Below are 16,425 nucleotides of genomic sequence, written 5' to 3' on the forward strand. Positions count from 1 at the left end.
CCACTGCGAGTCAGTAAGGGGTTGGTAGCCATCAACCATAATGCCCGTGGAAGCCTAGGAACTCCCCGCGCAACTTACTGACTCGTTTCTTTTTAGCCCCTACCTAATTCCCAAACACGCTCTTATGCGGAGCGCCGCGAGCCACCCGCCCCGCCGGATAGCTTTGGGGCCGGAAAGAAGTATGGACGCTTAGTGGCGCGGCTTGTGGCCGGCCGGGCTGGGGCTCAGCTCCGGGGTGAGCCGGGCAGCTCTGCTGGGCACCCGATGGCTGGGGCCAGCTGCTTTCCGCAAGTCCTGCTTATCCGCATTGGGTCGTCGTTGTAGCCCGGGCATTCCGTTGCAACTACAGACTTCGCTTTATTTTAGGAGCATGAATACGAGAATCTGGTACTGCATCATGGCCTTGCTCCTGCCTGCCGGACCGGGCCATGCCCAGTCGTTGGCGGGCGTCTGGCAGGGTGTGGAAACGGAAACCGGTCAGCGGGACGGGTTCTGGCCGACGGTACTTCGGATCCAGCCCAGCAAGCGTAACGACTACTTTGGTGTACTCTACCAGGAAGTTGGGGGGCAGGCCCGGGTTTCCGTTACATTTCAGGTGCAGGCAGCCCGCACCGCCACCGGATTGCGCCTGGACCATGGGCGGAAGCTGCAGGAAAGCGGCCGCTCCTTGTTCAGCTACTGGTGCGACGGGTCTATTGCCTTTACTTATGATGCGGCCCAGGAAAAGCTGACCGGCCGGGCCACTTACCGCCCCGTGGGCGACTGTGACCAAGGCACGTTTATTCTGTACCGGGTGAAGCTGAAATCGGCTGCCACCGTAACGGCCGGGGCCGAAACCACCATCCGGGTATCGGGCCGCAACGTGCTGTGGTACGCCGATGCTGAGCTTAAGCAGCCCGTTGCTACTGGCAATTCCTACCGCACCCGCCTCACCAAAACCACCACTTTCTACCTCACCCAGGGCTACTACTCTACCGCCGAAAGTGCCGTAACACCCGTTACCGTACTGGTAAGCGAAACCGCCTCTCCTTCCCGGCCGGGTCCTGTGGAGCCCCTGGCGGCCCGGCCTCCGGCCCGGCTGAACCCGCAGCCGGAAGCCCTCGTGCCTGCGCCCGCCCCGGCCCTGCCTGCTGCGCCCGTAGTACTGCCTACCGTGCTGTTCAGGCTAGGCACTCCCGAGCTGCTGGCCGATGGCCTACCGGCTCTCAACAGGCTGGCCGCCGAGCTGCTGGCTCGCCCTACCCTGCAGCTGCTGGTAGCCGGCCACACCGACAAAATCGGCGAGCCTCAGAAAAACCAGGTGCTGAGCGAACAGCGGGCCGAGGCCGTGAAAGCCTACCTGGTGAAGGCCGGGGTGCCCGCCCGCCGCATCCGCACCGTGGGCTACGGCGACGCCCGCCCGCTGTTCCCTTCACCGGATGCCCGCAACCGCCGGGTGGAGGTGAGCGAGGTACCGGAATAACAGCCTTTGGCGGCTGTGTATGCCCCCTAGGAAGTGTGCGTCGGCTCGCCCTAACTTGCCGCTGTCCACACAGCCTAGTGACGGTTTTTTCATTTATCCTCATTTTAGTATCCGTATGAACGATTTAGGCATTGTGGGCCTGGGCTTGGTGCTGCTGACGTGTTACGTGACGTACAAAGGGCTGCATGAGCCCGGTTATATGGCCCGCTACGCCTTTGAGGTGGGCCCCATCCGCTACCGGCAGCAGTACCAGCGGCTACTTTCCTCGGGCTTTCTGCACGTGAGCTGGTGGCACTTGGGCTTCAACATGCTTACCCTCTGGTGTTTTGGCGGAGCCCTGGAGCATCTGGCGGGCATGCAGAATTTTCTGACGCTCTACTTTTCCAGCCTCCTGGGCGGCAACTTATTCTCCCTGTGGCTGCACCGCCACGAGGCCCGCTACAGCGCCGTGGGCGCATCCGGGGCCGTGAGTGGACTAATTTTTGCCTCCATTGCGCTTTTTCCGGATATAGAAGTGGGGCTGCTGGGTATTTACCTGCCGGGTTGGTTGTATGGCATTCTGTTCGTGCTCCTGTCGGCCTACGGCATTACGGCCCGCCGCGACGCCATCGGCCACGATGCTCACCTAGGAGGCGCGTTGGTAGGCCTGGTGACCATGTTGCTGATTCGCCCCGAGCTAATCCAAACCAACTACCTCACCATTCTGGCTATTCTGGTGCCGGCGGTAGGTTTTCTGCTTCTGCTGCTACGCCGGGCAGCCGGCCGGCCCGTGGGGCGGCTGGTTGCGTCCTCCCACCACTATCAGACGCAGGACGACCGGTACCTCGATAAAAAACGCCGGGAAGAAGCCTATCTGGATGAGCTACTCGAAAAAATCAGCCATAAGGGCGTAGACGGTTTGAGCGCCAGAGAAAAGAAAGATCTGAAGGACTGGTCCCGCTGAAAAGCCCGGCCGGACAGCTGGCAGTAGGTTGCCAGTAGTTGGGGGCTGGGGGTCGGGGTATTCTACTCAAGCCCCCGGCCCCGGTTGCATAGCCGGAAATTGCCTGTTCATTTTTCGGTTGCGGGCCGGGTGGGCAGAGGGTTGCTTTGCTTATCTTCTGAAGCCCTCACCCAGCCTTATCGTATGTTACCCTTCGTGTTTCTGCCCTCCGCCGCTGAATGCTACCAGGCCTTAGTTGCCAAAGATGCCTCTTATGAAGGCCGGTTTATAGCCGCCGTGAAAACTACCGGTATTTTTTGCCGGCCAACCTGCCCGGCGCGCAAGCCCAAGCCCGAAAACGTGGAATTTTTCGGCTCCACCCGCGAAGCCCTGCTCCATGGCTACCGCGCCTGCAAAGTGTGTACCCCGCTTACCACCCGAACCAACACTCCCCCGTTCGTGCAGGAGCTGCTGGAGGAACTGGCCCGGCAGCCTGCCAGTAAAATAACCGACCAGCACTTGCGCCAGAAGGGCCTGGAGCCAGCCACTGTGCGGCGGTGGTTCTTGCGGCAGCACGGCATTACGTTCCAGGCCTACCAGCGCCTGAACCGCATCAACACGGCCTTCCGGCTGATCCGGAGCGGAGAGTCGGTAACGGCCACGGCCTTTGAAAGCGGCTATGAGTCGCTGAGTGGCTTTCAGGATTCGTTCAAGACCGTTTTTGGGGTGGCGCCGTCCCTAAGCCGCCAGCAGCAGCTCCTGAATCTTACCCGCCTCGAAACACCCTTGGGCACTATGCTTGCCTGCGCCTCGGAACAGGGCATATGCTTGTTGGAATTCACGGACCGCCGGGGGCTGGAAACGGAGCTCAAAGAACTTGTCCGTCGTCTTAACGCCACGGTAGTACAGAGCCACAATGTGCATTTTGGCGTCCTGAATACGCAGTTAACCGAATACTTTGCCGGAGCGCGCCAGGAGTTTACGGTGCCGCTGCACGCTCCCGGCACCGCCTTCCAGCAGCAGGTGTGGCAGGAGCTACTCCGCATACCGTACGGCAATACCCGCTCCTACGGGCAGCAGGCCACTGCTTTAGGCCGTCCCAGCGCCGTACGAGCCGTAGCCGCTGCCAATGGCCAGAACCGCCTGGCTATTCTGATTCCCTGCCACCGGGTGCTGGGGGCTGATGGGCACCTGACCGGCTATGCCGGCGGCCTCTGGCGCAAAAAGGCCCTGCTGGAGCTGGAGCAGTCTGCCGGCTTATGCGCGGCTCAACAGCCATTACAGCTACCTGAGCAGGTTCCCGCGTAAAGGAAACCGGCGCACTACCCTCACTTCACCAAACTATTTAACGGGACAAGCTCCCTGACGTTCAGCTTCTTGCTTGTGTGCTTGTCAGGAAAAAACCAGGCTTTCCTCGGCCATGTACTGCCGGGAGGCAGCGTAGCAGGCCGGAGTTAACTGCTGTACCAACTCCGGCTCCTGAGCCTGCAGCTCAGCCTACCCCACAACGTGGCGAACAACGCCTGCTACTACTGTTGAGCCTGAATTTTATCATTTCGGGCACCGGAGGCCCTGCCACCCCAACAAGGCCTTGTTCTGAAGCATCCTGTACCGGCCGGGCTACTTGAAAAGGTTATTCAAACCACGATATATCCTGTATAAAATATTGACCTTCACATATTTATGTTATTGAGTTCTATACACCATCGTGGTATCTTAGGTGCATCCATTTCCAACACCTAACCTACTACCACTATGGAAACAAAGTTCAGAGTAACCCCGCGTAACGGGCAGTACGACTACGACCTGCCGCCTTCCGGTTCCGGCCCCATGGGCTACCCCGCCGAAAACCAGGCATCCGATGAGGCAACTACGTTGGAGGAAGTCATTAACGAAGTGGTTGGGCCACGGATGGCAGCGAGGCCGAAGGCTACGGCACTGAAGCCACGGCCCCCGATACCACCCTTGCCAACGGCCACCGTTCCATCAGCAGCCCGGTTTCCCGCCTGAATACCGCCGGCAATGAGGGCGGTATGTCCGACGAAGCAGCCGAGGCCCAGACCACTGATACGGAATCGTTCTACGAAAGTGTGGAGGGCTGGCAGGAAACCGACCCCACTGAGTCCAGCGCCGAGGCGGAACCGGTAGTAGAGGCTTCCATGGCCGATTTGGAAGCCTCGGAGGGCAGTCAAGAGTTTTTTGGGGCTCTGGCGGCCCTAGTATTACCCCTGGCCAAAGCCGTACTGCCTACCCTGGCCGGAGCTGCCGTAAAACAAGGCACCAAGCTGGTGCAAAGCGTCGTGAAACCCAAAGCTAAAAAGCTCAGTCCCGCTATTCTGCAGATGCTCCGGCAGGCGGGCGTCAACCCGGCCATTCTGAAGCAACTGGAGTTCAGCGAAGCCACCGATGATGAGGCCGGCCAGGACGAAGCCGGAGGCTTCGATGAAACCGACGTGGAGGCCCTGGCTCAGCAGATTGAGGCCCTGGAGGTAGTAATTGGGGTAGATGACCGGGTACAGATTACCAACACCTCCGTGGTGCCCTGGAAACGCATCTGCCACCTCAAAATTCAGGCGGCCGACGGCAAGAACTACCTGGGCACGGGCTTCTTTATCGGGCCGCGCACCATTCTTACGGCCGGGCACTGCGTGTACATCCACGGACACGGCGGCTGGCCCCGGCAAATTGTAGTTACGCCCGGCCGCAATGCCGCCAATGAGCCATTCCAGCGCTTCACGGCTACGGCCTTCCGCTCGGTGCAGGGCTGGGTAAACAACAAAGCCCGCAATTACGACTACGGCGTGATTCAGCTGCCCCGCAACGCCAGCGTGTCGCCCAGTATTGGGGCGTTTGGGTTTGGGCAGTTCCCGGATCAGTTTCTGCTTAACAAGCGCCTGAACACGGCCGGCTACCCCGGCGACAAGCCCGCCGGTACAATGTGGTTCAATGGCCGCAAAGCCAAGAGTGTAACCGCCCGCACCATCACCTACGACATCGACACGGCGGGAGGCCAGAGCGGTTCGCCCGTGTGGTTTAAGGATGCGGCCGGCAGCCGCATTGTGGTAGGTATTCATACCAACGGCGCCTCTTCGGGCAACTCGGCCACCCGCATAACCAAGCCCGTGTTCGATAACCTGAAGAAGTGGAGAATGGAAGGTGGTGCCTAGTCCCGGGTGCCGCAACCCCATCTGGCCGGAGCAGCCTGCGCTGCTCCGGCCAGTTGCTCACCCTTACCGGCTTTCTGCCGGGGCTACTCGGGCTGTTGTTGCGTTGCAGTACCCTTAACCAAGCAAGCACCATGGGATATATAACCGGTATTGTTCGGGATACAACCAATGCGCCCCTCGAGGACGTGAACATGATTATTGTGTCCGGGCCACCCCACCCCGATATTGTGGCCGTTACGGACGCCGAGGGTCGTTTTGGGTTCGATAACCTGCGCCCCGGCCGCTATGTGCTTAAAGCGTATGGCCGGCTGGAAAGCGACGAAATTCCGGTGCAGGTAAAAGCCAACGAGCCGCCTTACGTTGAAATTTGGCTGGGTTCCGCGCCTCCTCCCCCGCCTCCCACTTCCGCCGAGGAGAGTTACCTCATCCACGAAGAAAATTCTTTTGAGGATGAAGGCTACCAGCGGGACGAGTAGGCAGGCCCGCAACGAAATCTGACGCGGCAGACGCAACAAATAAATGATGCTTGCATAACAATTTCCTGATAACTGCGTAGTATCTTTGCAGGCAACAAACTGACTTGCATCACCATACACATAGTTTCATGAAAAAGAGCACTGCCGCCGTTTCTTCGCTGCTGGTTCTGGGAGGGTTAGGGTCACTCAGCTTCCTGGCCGCCCAGGTCCGCGACCTGAACCTGTTTTTTGATCTGCGCGACGAGGAGGAGCTGCATTTCTGCTAGCCGATACCTGAAGTCGTTTTTTGGCCACACCCCGCCCCCTGGGCGGGGTGTGGTGCGTTTAGGCCGGTACAAACCGGGGTTCAAAATCAGGGCATTAGCAACCTAGCCCGAAAAAAACTATATCCATTCGCGGCAGTTTTCGGTACTTCACAGCACGAGCGGCCCGCGGTGGGCCGTTTCCTCTCTCATATACTGCTATCCGGAACCGGGTTTCACCAAAGAAATCTGCGTCAGCCGGGCAAGCAGTACAACCTGTGATTTATGAACCTGAACGGCTTGAAAGAGCAAATCAGCTACATTATCGGGCGCGACATGGCCCGCAACTTTGCCCAGCAGGGCCTGGATCTGGACGTGGATGTGTTTGCCCAGAGCATGAAGGAAGCCCTGACCGGGGAGCCCAGCCGCCTCACGCCCGAGCAGATGCAAAGCGCCATGCAGCAGCTCCAGCAGCAAATGGAAGCCCACGAAGACTCCAACCAAGACACTACCGATATGAGCAACAACAAAGCCGAAGGCGAAGCCTTTCTGCAGCAAAACGCGGGCAAGCCCGGCGTAACCACCCTGCCCAGCGGCCTGCAGTACGAAGTTCTGACGGAAGGTACCGGCCCCAAACCAGGCCCCTCCTCCTCCGTTACTACTCATTACCATGGCACGCTCATCAACGGCAACGTGTTCGACAGCTCCTACCAGCGGGGCCAGCCGGCCACCTTTGGCGTAAACCAGGTAATTGCCGGCTGGACTGAGGCCCTGCAGCTGATGCCCGAAGGCTCAAAGTGGCGCCTTTACATCCCCTCCGACCTGGCCTATGGGAAGCGCGGCGCCGGCCGGGACATTGGCCCCGACTCAGCCCTGATTTTCGACGTAGAGCTGCTGAAAGTAAACCGCTAGGCAGACGAAAGCCTGCTGGCTCAGCAGTCTGGAAAGCAGATGTGCATTTCAGGTATTTAAGCCAGGGGCTTACGGCTCCATCCATCGTACTCTATTCATGAAAGCCCTGCTGCCTGCTGTGCGCCTTGTACCACCCGTTTGGGTACAGACCACTACCGGCAGCGGGGCTTTTCGCGCTATGGACCACTCCACCTCCAGCCCATCCCCCGGTTCCGGCCCGCAACCCCACCACTCCGCTGGGGTGGCGGCGGGCTCCCTCCCCGCCGAGCCACTACCTCAGCCCCCCCCTGAACCCGAGCAGTTTCTGCTCCAGCGCAGCGAGGATGGGCGGGTGGCCCTTACGAATGAGGGGCTGGAACTGAACAACGAGCTGTACGGATGGCGGGAGCTGGAGGCGGTAGATGTGCGGCCCGTGCGGTGGCTGCTGGGCGTGTTGCTGGGGGTAAGTATGCTCTGCGTGTTTTTACTGGGCTATCTGCAATTTTGGCTGAGCACCGTGCCAGCGGCCCTGGGTCTAGGGCTGGGTATGGCGCTGCTGGCCTGGGGAGTGCGGGGCACCAACCGCTGGCGCCTGTACCGGCCGGGCCGGGAGCCCCGGCATTTTGCGTTTTCGGGTGGGGCCCGCAGCTGGCAGCAGCTGGCCCAGGAAGCCAACCGGCGTATCCGGCAGCGCCACGATGAAGCAGCGGCTACGGCCGCCTACTGGCTGGCCCTGCACGACTGGCAAACCCGCCCGCGCGAGCAGTCATCGTCCTGACTGGCTGGCTGCCTGATTTTGAGGCGGGGCTGCACCTTTCCGGCGGGGCTACGTAAGCGCGGCAAGCGTTGGCATTTCAGCGCATCTGCTACCTTTGGCCCCGCTTGTTAAAAACCGGCTATTCTCTCACTAGTACTCCTCACATGGACGCCAAACACCAGCACACCGCCATATCCACGGCTGGCTTGCTCATTGCCCTCGGCATCATCTACGGCGACATTGGCACCTCGCCGCTGTACGTAATGAAGGCCATTGTTCCGGAGCAAATCAACCCGATGCTCGTGTACGGGGGAATTTCCTGCGTTTTCTGGACGCTCACGCTTCAAACAACCATCAAATATGTGATGCTGACCCTCAATGCCGATAACAACGGGGAGGGGGGCATTTTCTCCCTGTACGCCCTGGTGCGCCGGCGCGGGGCCTGGCTGTCGGCCATTGCCATCATTGGGGGCTCGGCTCTGCTGGCCGATGGTGTAATTACGCCGCCCATCTCCGTTTCTTCGGCTATTGAGGGGCTGGAGGCCGTGTACCCCGATATTCCTACGGTGCCCATCGTAATCGGCATAATTGCCGGGCTGTTTCTGCTGCAAAGCTTTGGTACCCAGATTGTAGGCAAGGCTTTCGGACCTATCATGTTCGTGTGGTTTTCTATGCTGGCGGTGCTGGGCGTGCTGGGCGTGGTGCAGCACCCTGAAATTCTGAAGGCCCTCAACCCCGTGTATGCCTACGACCTGCTGGTAAATTACCCCGGCGGCTTCTGGCTGCTGGGCGCGGTATTCCTGTGTACTACCGGGGCCGAGGCCCTGTATTCCGACCTGGGCCACTGTGGCAAGGGCAACATCCGCATTAGTTGGGTATTCGTAAAAACCTGCCTGGTACTCAATTACCTGGGTCAGGGCGGCTGGCTGCTGGCCCACCAGGGTGAGATGCTGAATAAGCGGAACCCCTTTTATGAGCTGATGCCGGAGTGGTTCCTGCTCATTGGTATCGGTATTGCTACCATTGCCGCCATTATTGCCTCCCAGGCACTCATTACGGGCTCGTTCACGCTGGTAGCCGAAGCCATCCGCCTGAACATGTGGCCTAAGGTGAAGCTCAACTACCCCACCGACGTAAAAGGCCAGCTCTACGTACCCAGCATGAACCGCCTGCTGCTCCTGGGCTGCATTGCCGTGGTGCTGTACTTCCAGAAATCGGAAAACATGGAAGCGGCTTACGGCTTGGCCATTACGCTCACCATGCTCATGACCACCGTGCTGCTGATTATGTGGTTGCGCTCCAAGCGGGTGCCGCTTCCGGCCATCTTACTGTTTGGCCTGGTGTACGGAGCCATCGAAGGATCCTTCCTCGTTGCCAACCTCATTAAATTCCCCCACGGCGGCTGGGTTTCCCTGGCTATTGGCATTACCCTCATGGGCGTGATGTACGTGTGGCTGCGGGCCTTCTACATCAAGCGCCGCCTCACCGAGTTTGTGAAGATTGAGCCCTACATAGAAGCCATGAAGGAGCTTAGCAACGACGAAACCGTGTCGAAGTATGCTACCCATCTGGTGTTCATGTCGTCGGCGGAGCGGCAGTCGGAAATCGAGTCGAAAATTATCTACTCCATTTTTCAGAAGCGGCCTAAGCGGGCCGACATTTACTGGTTCGTGCACGTAGACACCACCGACGAGCCCTACACGATGGAATACAAGGTAACGGAGCTGGCCAAGGACGACGTGTTCCGCATTACGTTCCGCCTGGGCTTCCGGGTAGAGCAGCGCATCAATCTGTACTTCCGCAAGGTGGTGGAGGATCTTGTCCGCAATAAGGAAGTAGACATTACCTCCCGTTACGAAAGCCTGAGCAAGCAGCACGTAACCGGCGACTTCCGCTTTGTGGTGCTGGAAAAATTCCTGTCAGTAGAAAACGAATTCCCGATGGTGGAGAAGCTGGTTATGCAGGCCTATTTCTACATCAAGCAGTTCATTGCTTCCGAAGACAAATACTTCGGCCTCGATACCAGCTCGGTGAAAGTAGAGAAAGTACCGCTGGTGATTACGCCCGTCCGCGACGTGGCACTGAAACGGGTGCAGTAGCTACTACCGCAAACCTGATTTCCCAGGCCCTGCTACCCCGCGTAGTAGGGCCTTTTTGCTGGGGCCTGCGTCCGGATACTCGGCAAGCCGAACATAATTCTACACGTTGTACTTATTTAATATTCAGCTTTCTTTATCCACTGTTCTTCTTCCAACCAAAACCCACTACTCTATGCGAATTCTACCCCTCGCGCCCGCCGCGTTGCTGGCCTTGGCATTGGCTGCCTGCCAGCACGATGCTGCCGATCAGGTGCCAGCTCCCCAGCCGGACCCCACTACCGCTCTGAGCCCCCAGCAGCTGGACGAGCAGATTTTCAGTACGTTGCGCCAGAAGGGGCAGTTTGACTGGAACGCGGCCTCAGCCCACACGGTCTGGAGTGCCCTGCAACAGTCCGACCATGTGCTGTCGGTGGGCTACCGGCCAGCCTCGGTACGGGCTTCGGCTCCGCTGCCCGACGATGCCCGCCTGAGCCCCGAGTGGCAGCAGGCCCGCCAGCAGGTACTTGCCCTGATTTTGGCCGAAGAGCAAAAAGCGCACCCGGAGCTTACCCCCGAAAAGCTGCTGGTATTTGAACAGAATACGTTGCCCGTACTCACCGTAACGGTACGCGAGCTAGCCACCATTAAGGCCTTGCGTGAGTCGGGGCTGGTGCGCTACGCCGAGCCGATGGGCTACGAGCCCCGCCATCAGGAGGCCAGCAAAGCAGCCTCCATCCTCAGTAGCAGTGGATGCGGCAGCAACACCGCCACTGCCGGTCTGGTGGCCGGCTCCGACTACACGGTTCTCAGCAACGGCAGCAAATCGTCCTGGAACCAGGCGGATGTGTACCACGGCATCCGGACGGCCTGGAGCCAGAGCACCGGGCGCGGCAGCAAAGTGCTCATTATTGATACCGGCGCATCCAGTGCGCAAGAGAACCTGGGTTCCGCCTTCAACCAGGGGCTTAGCAGCGGCCGCACGCTGGAGCGGCTGGTAACCCTGCCCCGCAACAGCATTTTTGGCATTCCCTACGGCGACTACGAAACGCCCAATGATGGCTGCGGCCACGGCACCGGCATGGCCGGGGCCTGCGCCGCCCCCCGCGGCACCGACGGCGCCTCAGTAGGTGTGGCCTACAATGCCAACCTGATTACAGTACGGGCCGCCGAAGATGTATTTCTGGATGCCAGCCGGGAAGTACAGGGCGTAACGGATGCCTACCTGCTGGCCGCGGGCCGCTCCGATGTGCGCATTATCAGCATGAGCATGGGCCGCCTCACCTCCTCCTCCCAGATGGCGGACGCCATTCGGTTAGCTTACTCCAGAGGCAAGCTGATTTTCTGCGCGGCCGGCACTTCCTTTGATTGGTCAGCCGGCTTTGTGGGGGTTATCTACCCTGCTTCGTTGGCCGAAGCCGTGGCCGTGACGGGAGTAAAGGATAACCTGACTTCCCGCTGCGACGAGTGCCACGTGGGCGCCGACGTGGAGTTTACGGTAGTGATGCAGCGCACCAGCAACAATCTGCGCCCCTTAAGCCTGGCCATGAGCGGCGACGCCCCCAGCACAATTGGCGGCTCTTCGGTGGCTACGGCCAGCATGGCCGGTATGGCGGCGGTGGTGTGGGCAAAGTACCCCACCGAAACCCGCGAGCAGATTAAAGCCCGCCTGGTGGCGGCCAGCTCCAACCGTAGCAGCCGGGACCCCAACTTTGGCTGGGGCCGCGTGAACCTGGCTTCGGCCGTGGGCGGGTTGGTTAATTAAAAATCGAGCCGTACGCATTAAAAATGAGCCGCTGGACGGTCCTGTAAAGGATTCATCCAGCGGCTCATCTTTAATGCGTACGGCTCGATTTTTAATTCCCCTTCACCGGCAGCCACTTAGCCAGGGCCGTTTGCTGCTCAGCCGTAGGATTGGCCACGCGCTCAATACGGTAGCGGCGGGTTGTAGCCGCCAGCAGCGGGAAGCGTATTTCCCGAATCTGCCCGTCGCGGGCTACCAGCAACTTCACTTCCGAGCCTACGGCCCGGCCAGCCAGCAGCTTATTGGGGTCGTCGGTGAGGCGGGCACCGTCAAGGCTCAGGATTTCGTCGCCTACGCTCAGGCCACCCTGCCAGGCACTACCGTCGCGCTGCACGCTGCTCACCGTTTGGCGGCCACCGGCGGGGCTAATGCTGGCTCCCAATGCTACATCCGTGGCAGGAGCCGGCGTGATGGTCAGTTTCAGGCCGGCGTAGCCCAGGGCCTGCTCGTAGGGCAGGGTTTCGGTGCCGTACACGTAGCGGCGGAAAAAGTCGTCGAAGCGGCGGCCAGCAACTTTGGCTACGGCATCCTGGTATTCCTGGTCGGTGAAGCCCCGGCCTAGCTTGGTGTAGTACTGGTCGTAGAGGTAGCGCATTACATCATCCAGGTGTTTCTGCCCCTTGGTTTCCTGGATGATCATCAGATCCAGCACCGCTCCAATCACCTCGCCCTTGTCGTAATAGCTGATGCCGGTGTTGGCCGAGTTCTCGTTGGGACGGTAGTACTTGATCCAGGCATCGAAACTCGATTCGGCGGCCGACTGCTGCTTGTTGCCCGGGGTATTTTCCACCCGCGTAATACCGTTGCTCAGGTCGCCCAGGTACTCATCAGGGCTCAGAAAGCCAGCCCGCTGCACAATCAGGTTGGAAAAGTACTCGGTGCCACCCTCGCTCACCCACAGCATACGGGTGTAGTTTTCCTGGTCGTAGTCGAAGGGCCCAAGGGCCACCGGCCGGATGCGCTTCACGTTCCAGAGGTGAAAGTACTCGTGAGCAACCAGCCCGAGAAACCCCTTCCAGCCCGCCTCCGAAGAATACGCATTGCGCGACACCGACAGCGTGGTGGAGAACAGATGCTCCAGCCCTCCGGTGCCCCGGTCGATGTTGTGCACAATGAATACGTAGCGGTTCAGGGGGTTCTGGCCTACCACTTTGTGGGCCTCTTCGCACACGCGCTGCATGTCGCGGGTGAGGCGCTGCTCGTCCACTTTGGGGTCGCCGAACATGGCCACCGTGTGGGGGGTGCCATTGGCCGTAAAGGTATACAGCTTCTGGTTGCCGATTTCAATGGGCGAGTCGGCCAGCTCATCGTAGCTGCTGGAGCGGAAGGTAAACGTGCCACCCGCCGGCTGGAGGCTGGTGCTCACCTGGCTCCAGCCGGCGGCAGGTTTCACCTCCAGGGTGCTGGGCAGCATTTTGCCCTCGGCCGGGTACATAAATACGCTGGTGCCATTTACGTAACCGTGGGCAGCATCCACAAAGCTGGTGCGCACGCTCAGTTCAAATGCATATACGCGGTAGTGGACGCGGAATGCCTTGGCTTTGGGGTGATACACCCGCCAGGTATTTTTCGATACTTTTTCAGTACGCAGCTTTTCCGATCCGGCAGTAGCCTCAAAGCCTTCCACGTTCTTGGCGAATTCGCGCACCAGGTAGGAGCCCGGAGCCCACACCGGCATTTTCACATCAGTGTAGGCCTTGCTGAAGCCATCCAGCTGCATATCTACCTCAAAGTAGTGAGTTTGCGGGGCCGGCATGGCCAGGGTATAGCGAAGCGTAGGGGCAGCGGAGGCAGCCGGGCTGGCATAGCCCAGCAATGCTCCCAGGGCGGCTACCGCCAGGTGACGGGTACAGGTCAGGTGCATCGGGAAAGAATGGGGTAACGGGTGGGTAAGAAGAAACCCGGGCGAGCCGGGCGGCCAAAGAACGGAGAAAACGCCGGAAGGATGCAACTACTGCCGACAAATGGCCTACCTACCCTGCTACACGCGCGCCGGCCGGAACCCCAGCGGCGGGTGGACCGTTACCGCAGTAGTCTGCTTTTTCAACTCCACGGTATGCGCTACGTCTGGCTGGTTTTTTTGGTAGTAGTAGCCCTGCTGCTCGGGCGGTTTGCCTGGGTAGGCCTGCAGCGGCAGCCCTCGCCTGCTGCCACTGCAATGCCGGTTCATCCGGTGGCCTACGTACTCAGTAAAACCACTTCGCCCCGGGCCGACAGCGTGGTGGCATTTGCCCTGCGGCAGTTGGGCACTAACTACTGCTACGCCGGAAGCACCCCCGAAACCGGTTTCGACTGTTCGGGCTTCGTAAACTATGTATTTGGGCGCTACCATATTCCGGTGCCACACTCCACGGCCCTGCTGATCAGTACTGGCCAGCCCGTTCCGCGCGCCCAAGCACGGCCCGGTGATATTGTGGTGTTTACCGGTACTGCTGCTACCTCCACCACTCCCGGCCACGCTGGCATCGTACTCAGCCGCCCCGGCGAGCCGCTTCGCTTTGTGCATTCTTCCTCAGCCCGCCGCGAGTCCGGCGTAAAAATCAGCCAGGTAGAAGGCACCGACTATGAACGGCGTTTTATGCAGGTGCGCAGGGTGCTATAAGCGGTGAGATGGTGAACTAGTGAAATGGTGAGTTTGACGTTCTGCCTGCGCCACTTGCGCGGATAAAACGTCAAACTCACCATTTCACCATCTGAAATAAACGCAACGATGCCCGGTTGCCTATGCAGAACCTCCGTTGTGAGGCTGCTGGGCGACCGGGCATCTAATCCTTCAAATCTTACCAAGCGACTGGCCTGGGGTGCAGGCCCGCCATCTACGTATCAGGTAAGACCTTGCCAGAATGCGGGAATGCTAAAAAAAGCGAGTTCCGCGCGAAAGCTCTTGTTACGCGCGTCCGGCGGTGAGGCGGACTACATTCGACAGGCTTGGCAGGATTTGTTTGGGACTACTAGACATTTTGTACCTCCTTTCTTTAGATCCGACATAACCCGGGCCGCGCTTCCCAGCACCTTAGGGTTGCTTGGCGGGGGCTGTAGCACTCGCTACGGTTAGTAAAGTTAAAAGCCCTTGGGATGGTTCAAAATAAAAAAGGCTTTTTTTAGCATTTCTACCGCACAAAATGGCCATCTACCTGATGGTCAATCGGTTTAATTCGCCACATCTTGACGCATACGGAAAGGGTTAAAGCCTGGCCCCAAAGTTGCCTTTCTTGCTTTGAAGAAAGCCGGATAGGAAATGATTACAGTTCCCGACTTTTTCTTCTATCTTTTTCCCGAAATACCCACATTCACTTCATCACCACCATGAAAAAAATTCTGTTCCTCTGTCTGAGCCTGTTTCTGGGGCTGGTTGGGGCTGCCTCCGCTCAGTCTCTCTCGCCCCTGGGCGTGTGGACGAACTCGGAGAAAAAGGCCACGTTTGAAATTTACAAGTGCGGCAACAAGCTGTGCGGTAAAATTGTGACGCTGACGGTTCCGAACGACCCTAAAACCGGCAAGCCCAAAACCGATTCCATGAACCCCGACCCCAAGCTGCGCAGCCGCCCGCGCCTAGGCCTGGTGTTTATGCAGGGCTTCGAGTACGACAGTGACAACAAGTGGGACGATGGCAAAATCTATGACCCAGAAAGCGGCAAGACCTACTCCTGCTACATGAAAATGGAGAATGCCAACACCATGGAGGTGAAAGGCTACATCGGCTTCTCCCTTATTGGTAAGTCGCAGACCTGGACCCGGGTTCGGTAATACCCCGGCGCTGCAGTGACAAAAGGCCTCCGTACCGGAGGCCTTTTTTTGTGTCTGACTAACAGTCCCGGCAGCATAAGGAATACGTGAGGGGTAAGACAGATGCCCGCGGCAACAGGAAGTAAGCAACCCGCAGTAGCCAAAAACGCGCCTAAAACCATTTGGAGTGGCCGGTGTTACACTTGAAATATCCCGCCATTTTGTTGAATCTGTTTAAACGGCTTTTTACCGGCTCCCCTCCTCCGTCAGCCGATTGGCAGCCCCTGCAGCGCAAGCCCGCCCACGAGCGGGTGCGGCAGCAGTGGCTGGCTCAAGCGGTATATCTAAACTGGATGGCGCCCTACTTCAAAGCTTACCATTACGAGAAGGCCGGGCTGCCGGGCTCCCGGTTTCGGGTGCAGCTGGCCCGGCAGGAGCACCCACGAGGGGCGGTATTCCTCTATGACCCCAGTATTGGCCCCGGCAACTTCCAGCACTTGTTTGATTTTGTGCGCGACCGGGTGCTGGCGCTGGGTTACCACCTGGGAGCCGCCGACCAGCGCACGGTGCAGCACGAGAGCTACCAGGAAACTACCCAGAAATATTTCCTTAAGCCCCAACCCAACGACTGCTCCAGCTCCGGCCGCTGCAATCAGCGTTTCGGCAACGTAACGGTGGACTTGGTTAGCATTAACGGGCAACCCGGCTTCCTGCGGCTGGCAAGCAACCCCTTCACCGATGATATTTTTACACCGGCAGCCTCCTTCGATGAGCTGGTGGATGCCATTTTCAACCTACCATCCCCTACTCCCGACACTGAAAAGCTTATTAAGCAGTTTGCGAAGCTGTAGGATACGGACGGCGCTAAGCACAGAGAAGCCCCACTGCCAAAGCTGGTAGTGG

Annotated in this window: 14 protein-coding genes; 13 read left to right on the forward strand and 1 reads right to left on the reverse strand. The window is 59.1% G+C overall.

The annotated features are described in order from the left end of the window. Nucleotides 1-370: 370 nt before the first annotated feature. The 10 genes from EI290_RS20830 (at nucleotide 371) to EI290_RS20870 (ending at nucleotide 11,757) form a co-directional block, all read left to right on the forward strand. Nucleotides 371-1,462, forward strand: a complete 1,092-nt coding sequence (locus EI290_RS20830; RefSeq protein WP_125433580.1) for an OmpA family protein — start codon at nucleotides 371-373, stop codon at nucleotides 1,460-1,462. A gap of 115 nt (nucleotides 1,463-1,577) precedes the next feature. Further along, nucleotides 1,578-2,405, forward strand: coding sequence for a rhomboid family protein (locus tag EI290_RS20835; protein WP_185817101.1), 828 nt, complete (start codon nucleotides 1,578-1,580; stop codon nucleotides 2,403-2,405). A 183-nt stretch (nucleotides 2,406-2,588) separates the two neighbouring features. Continuing rightward, nucleotides 2,589-3,692: a bifunctional transcriptional activator/DNA repair enzyme AdaA gene (locus EI290_RS20840; protein WP_125433582.1), complete on the forward strand. Its 1,104-nt coding sequence runs from the start codon at nucleotides 2,589-2,591 to the stop codon at nucleotides 3,690-3,692. 725 nt (nucleotides 3,693-4,417) lie between these two features. After that, nucleotides 4,418-5,551 (forward strand): trypsin-like serine peptidase, encoded by a 1,134-nt coding sequence (locus EI290_RS20845; RefSeq protein WP_125433583.1) that lies wholly within the window; start codon nucleotides 4,418-4,420, stop codon nucleotides 5,549-5,551. A 131-nt stretch (nucleotides 5,552-5,682) separates the two neighbouring features. After that, nucleotides 5,683-6,027, forward strand: a complete 345-nt coding sequence (locus tag EI290_RS20850) for a carboxypeptidase-like regulatory domain-containing protein (protein ID WP_125433584.1) — start codon at nucleotides 5,683-5,685, stop codon at nucleotides 6,025-6,027. Nucleotides 6,028-6,155: 128 nt separating this feature from the next. After that, a complete protein-coding gene (locus EI290_RS22540) occupies nucleotides 6,156-6,293 on the forward strand; it encodes a hypothetical protein (protein WP_155832933.1) in 138 nt (45 codons plus the stop codon). Between the two features lie 261 nt (nucleotides 6,294-6,554). Beyond that, on the forward strand, nucleotides 6,555-7,181 hold the full coding sequence (locus tag EI290_RS20855) for an FKBP-type peptidyl-prolyl cis-trans isomerase N-terminal domain-containing protein (RefSeq protein WP_125433585.1): 627 nt from the start codon (nucleotides 6,555-6,557) through the stop codon (nucleotides 7,179-7,181). A 97-nt stretch (nucleotides 7,182-7,278) separates the two neighbouring features. Beyond that, a complete protein-coding gene (locus EI290_RS20860; RefSeq protein ID WP_125433586.1) occupies nucleotides 7,279-7,938 on the forward strand; it encodes a hypothetical protein in 660 nt (219 codons plus the stop codon). A gap of 143 nt (nucleotides 7,939-8,081) precedes the next feature. Then, entirely contained in the window at nucleotides 8,082-10,016 is a 1,935-nt protein-coding gene (locus EI290_RS20865; protein WP_125433587.1) for a KUP/HAK/KT family potassium transporter, read from the forward strand. 172 nt (nucleotides 10,017-10,188) lie between these two features. Next, entirely contained in the window at nucleotides 10,189-11,757 is a 1,569-nt protein-coding gene (locus EI290_RS20870) for a S8/S53 family peptidase (protein ID WP_125433588.1), read from the forward strand. A 91-nt stretch (nucleotides 11,758-11,848) separates the two neighbouring features. On the opposite strand, the gene EI290_RS20875 is transcribed toward EI290_RS20870, so the two are convergent. Then, complete coding sequence (locus tag EI290_RS20875) at nucleotides 11,849-13,660, reverse strand: M61 family metallopeptidase (RefSeq protein WP_125433589.1); 1,812 nt, start codon at nucleotides 13,658-13,660, stop codon at nucleotides 11,849-11,851. A 192-nt stretch (nucleotides 13,661-13,852) separates the two neighbouring features. Between EI290_RS20875 and EI290_RS20880 the strand changes: the two genes are divergently transcribed. The 3 genes from EI290_RS20880 to EI290_RS20890 all read left to right on the forward strand — a co-directional run bounded on the left by EI290_RS20880 (nucleotide 13,853) and on the right by EI290_RS20890 (nucleotide 16,373). Further along, nucleotides 13,853-14,398, forward strand: coding sequence for a C40 family peptidase (locus EI290_RS20880; RefSeq protein ID WP_185817102.1), 546 nt, complete (start codon nucleotides 13,853-13,855; stop codon nucleotides 14,396-14,398). Nucleotides 14,399-15,102: 704 nt separating this feature from the next. After that, nucleotides 15,103-15,543 (forward strand): DUF2147 domain-containing protein, encoded by a 441-nt coding sequence (locus EI290_RS20885; protein WP_125433591.1) that lies wholly within the window; start codon nucleotides 15,103-15,105, stop codon nucleotides 15,541-15,543. A gap of 203 nt (nucleotides 15,544-15,746) precedes the next feature. Next, nucleotides 15,747-16,373, forward strand: coding sequence for a hypothetical protein (locus EI290_RS20890; RefSeq protein WP_125433592.1), 627 nt, complete (start codon nucleotides 15,747-15,749; stop codon nucleotides 16,371-16,373). Nucleotides 16,374-16,425 lie beyond the last annotated feature (52 nt).

The sequence above is a fragment of the Hymenobacter metallilatus genome (assembly GCF_003944705.1).
GTDB classification, from domain to species: domain Bacteria; phylum Bacteroidota; class Bacteroidia; order Cytophagales; family Hymenobacteraceae; genus Hymenobacter; species Hymenobacter metallilatus.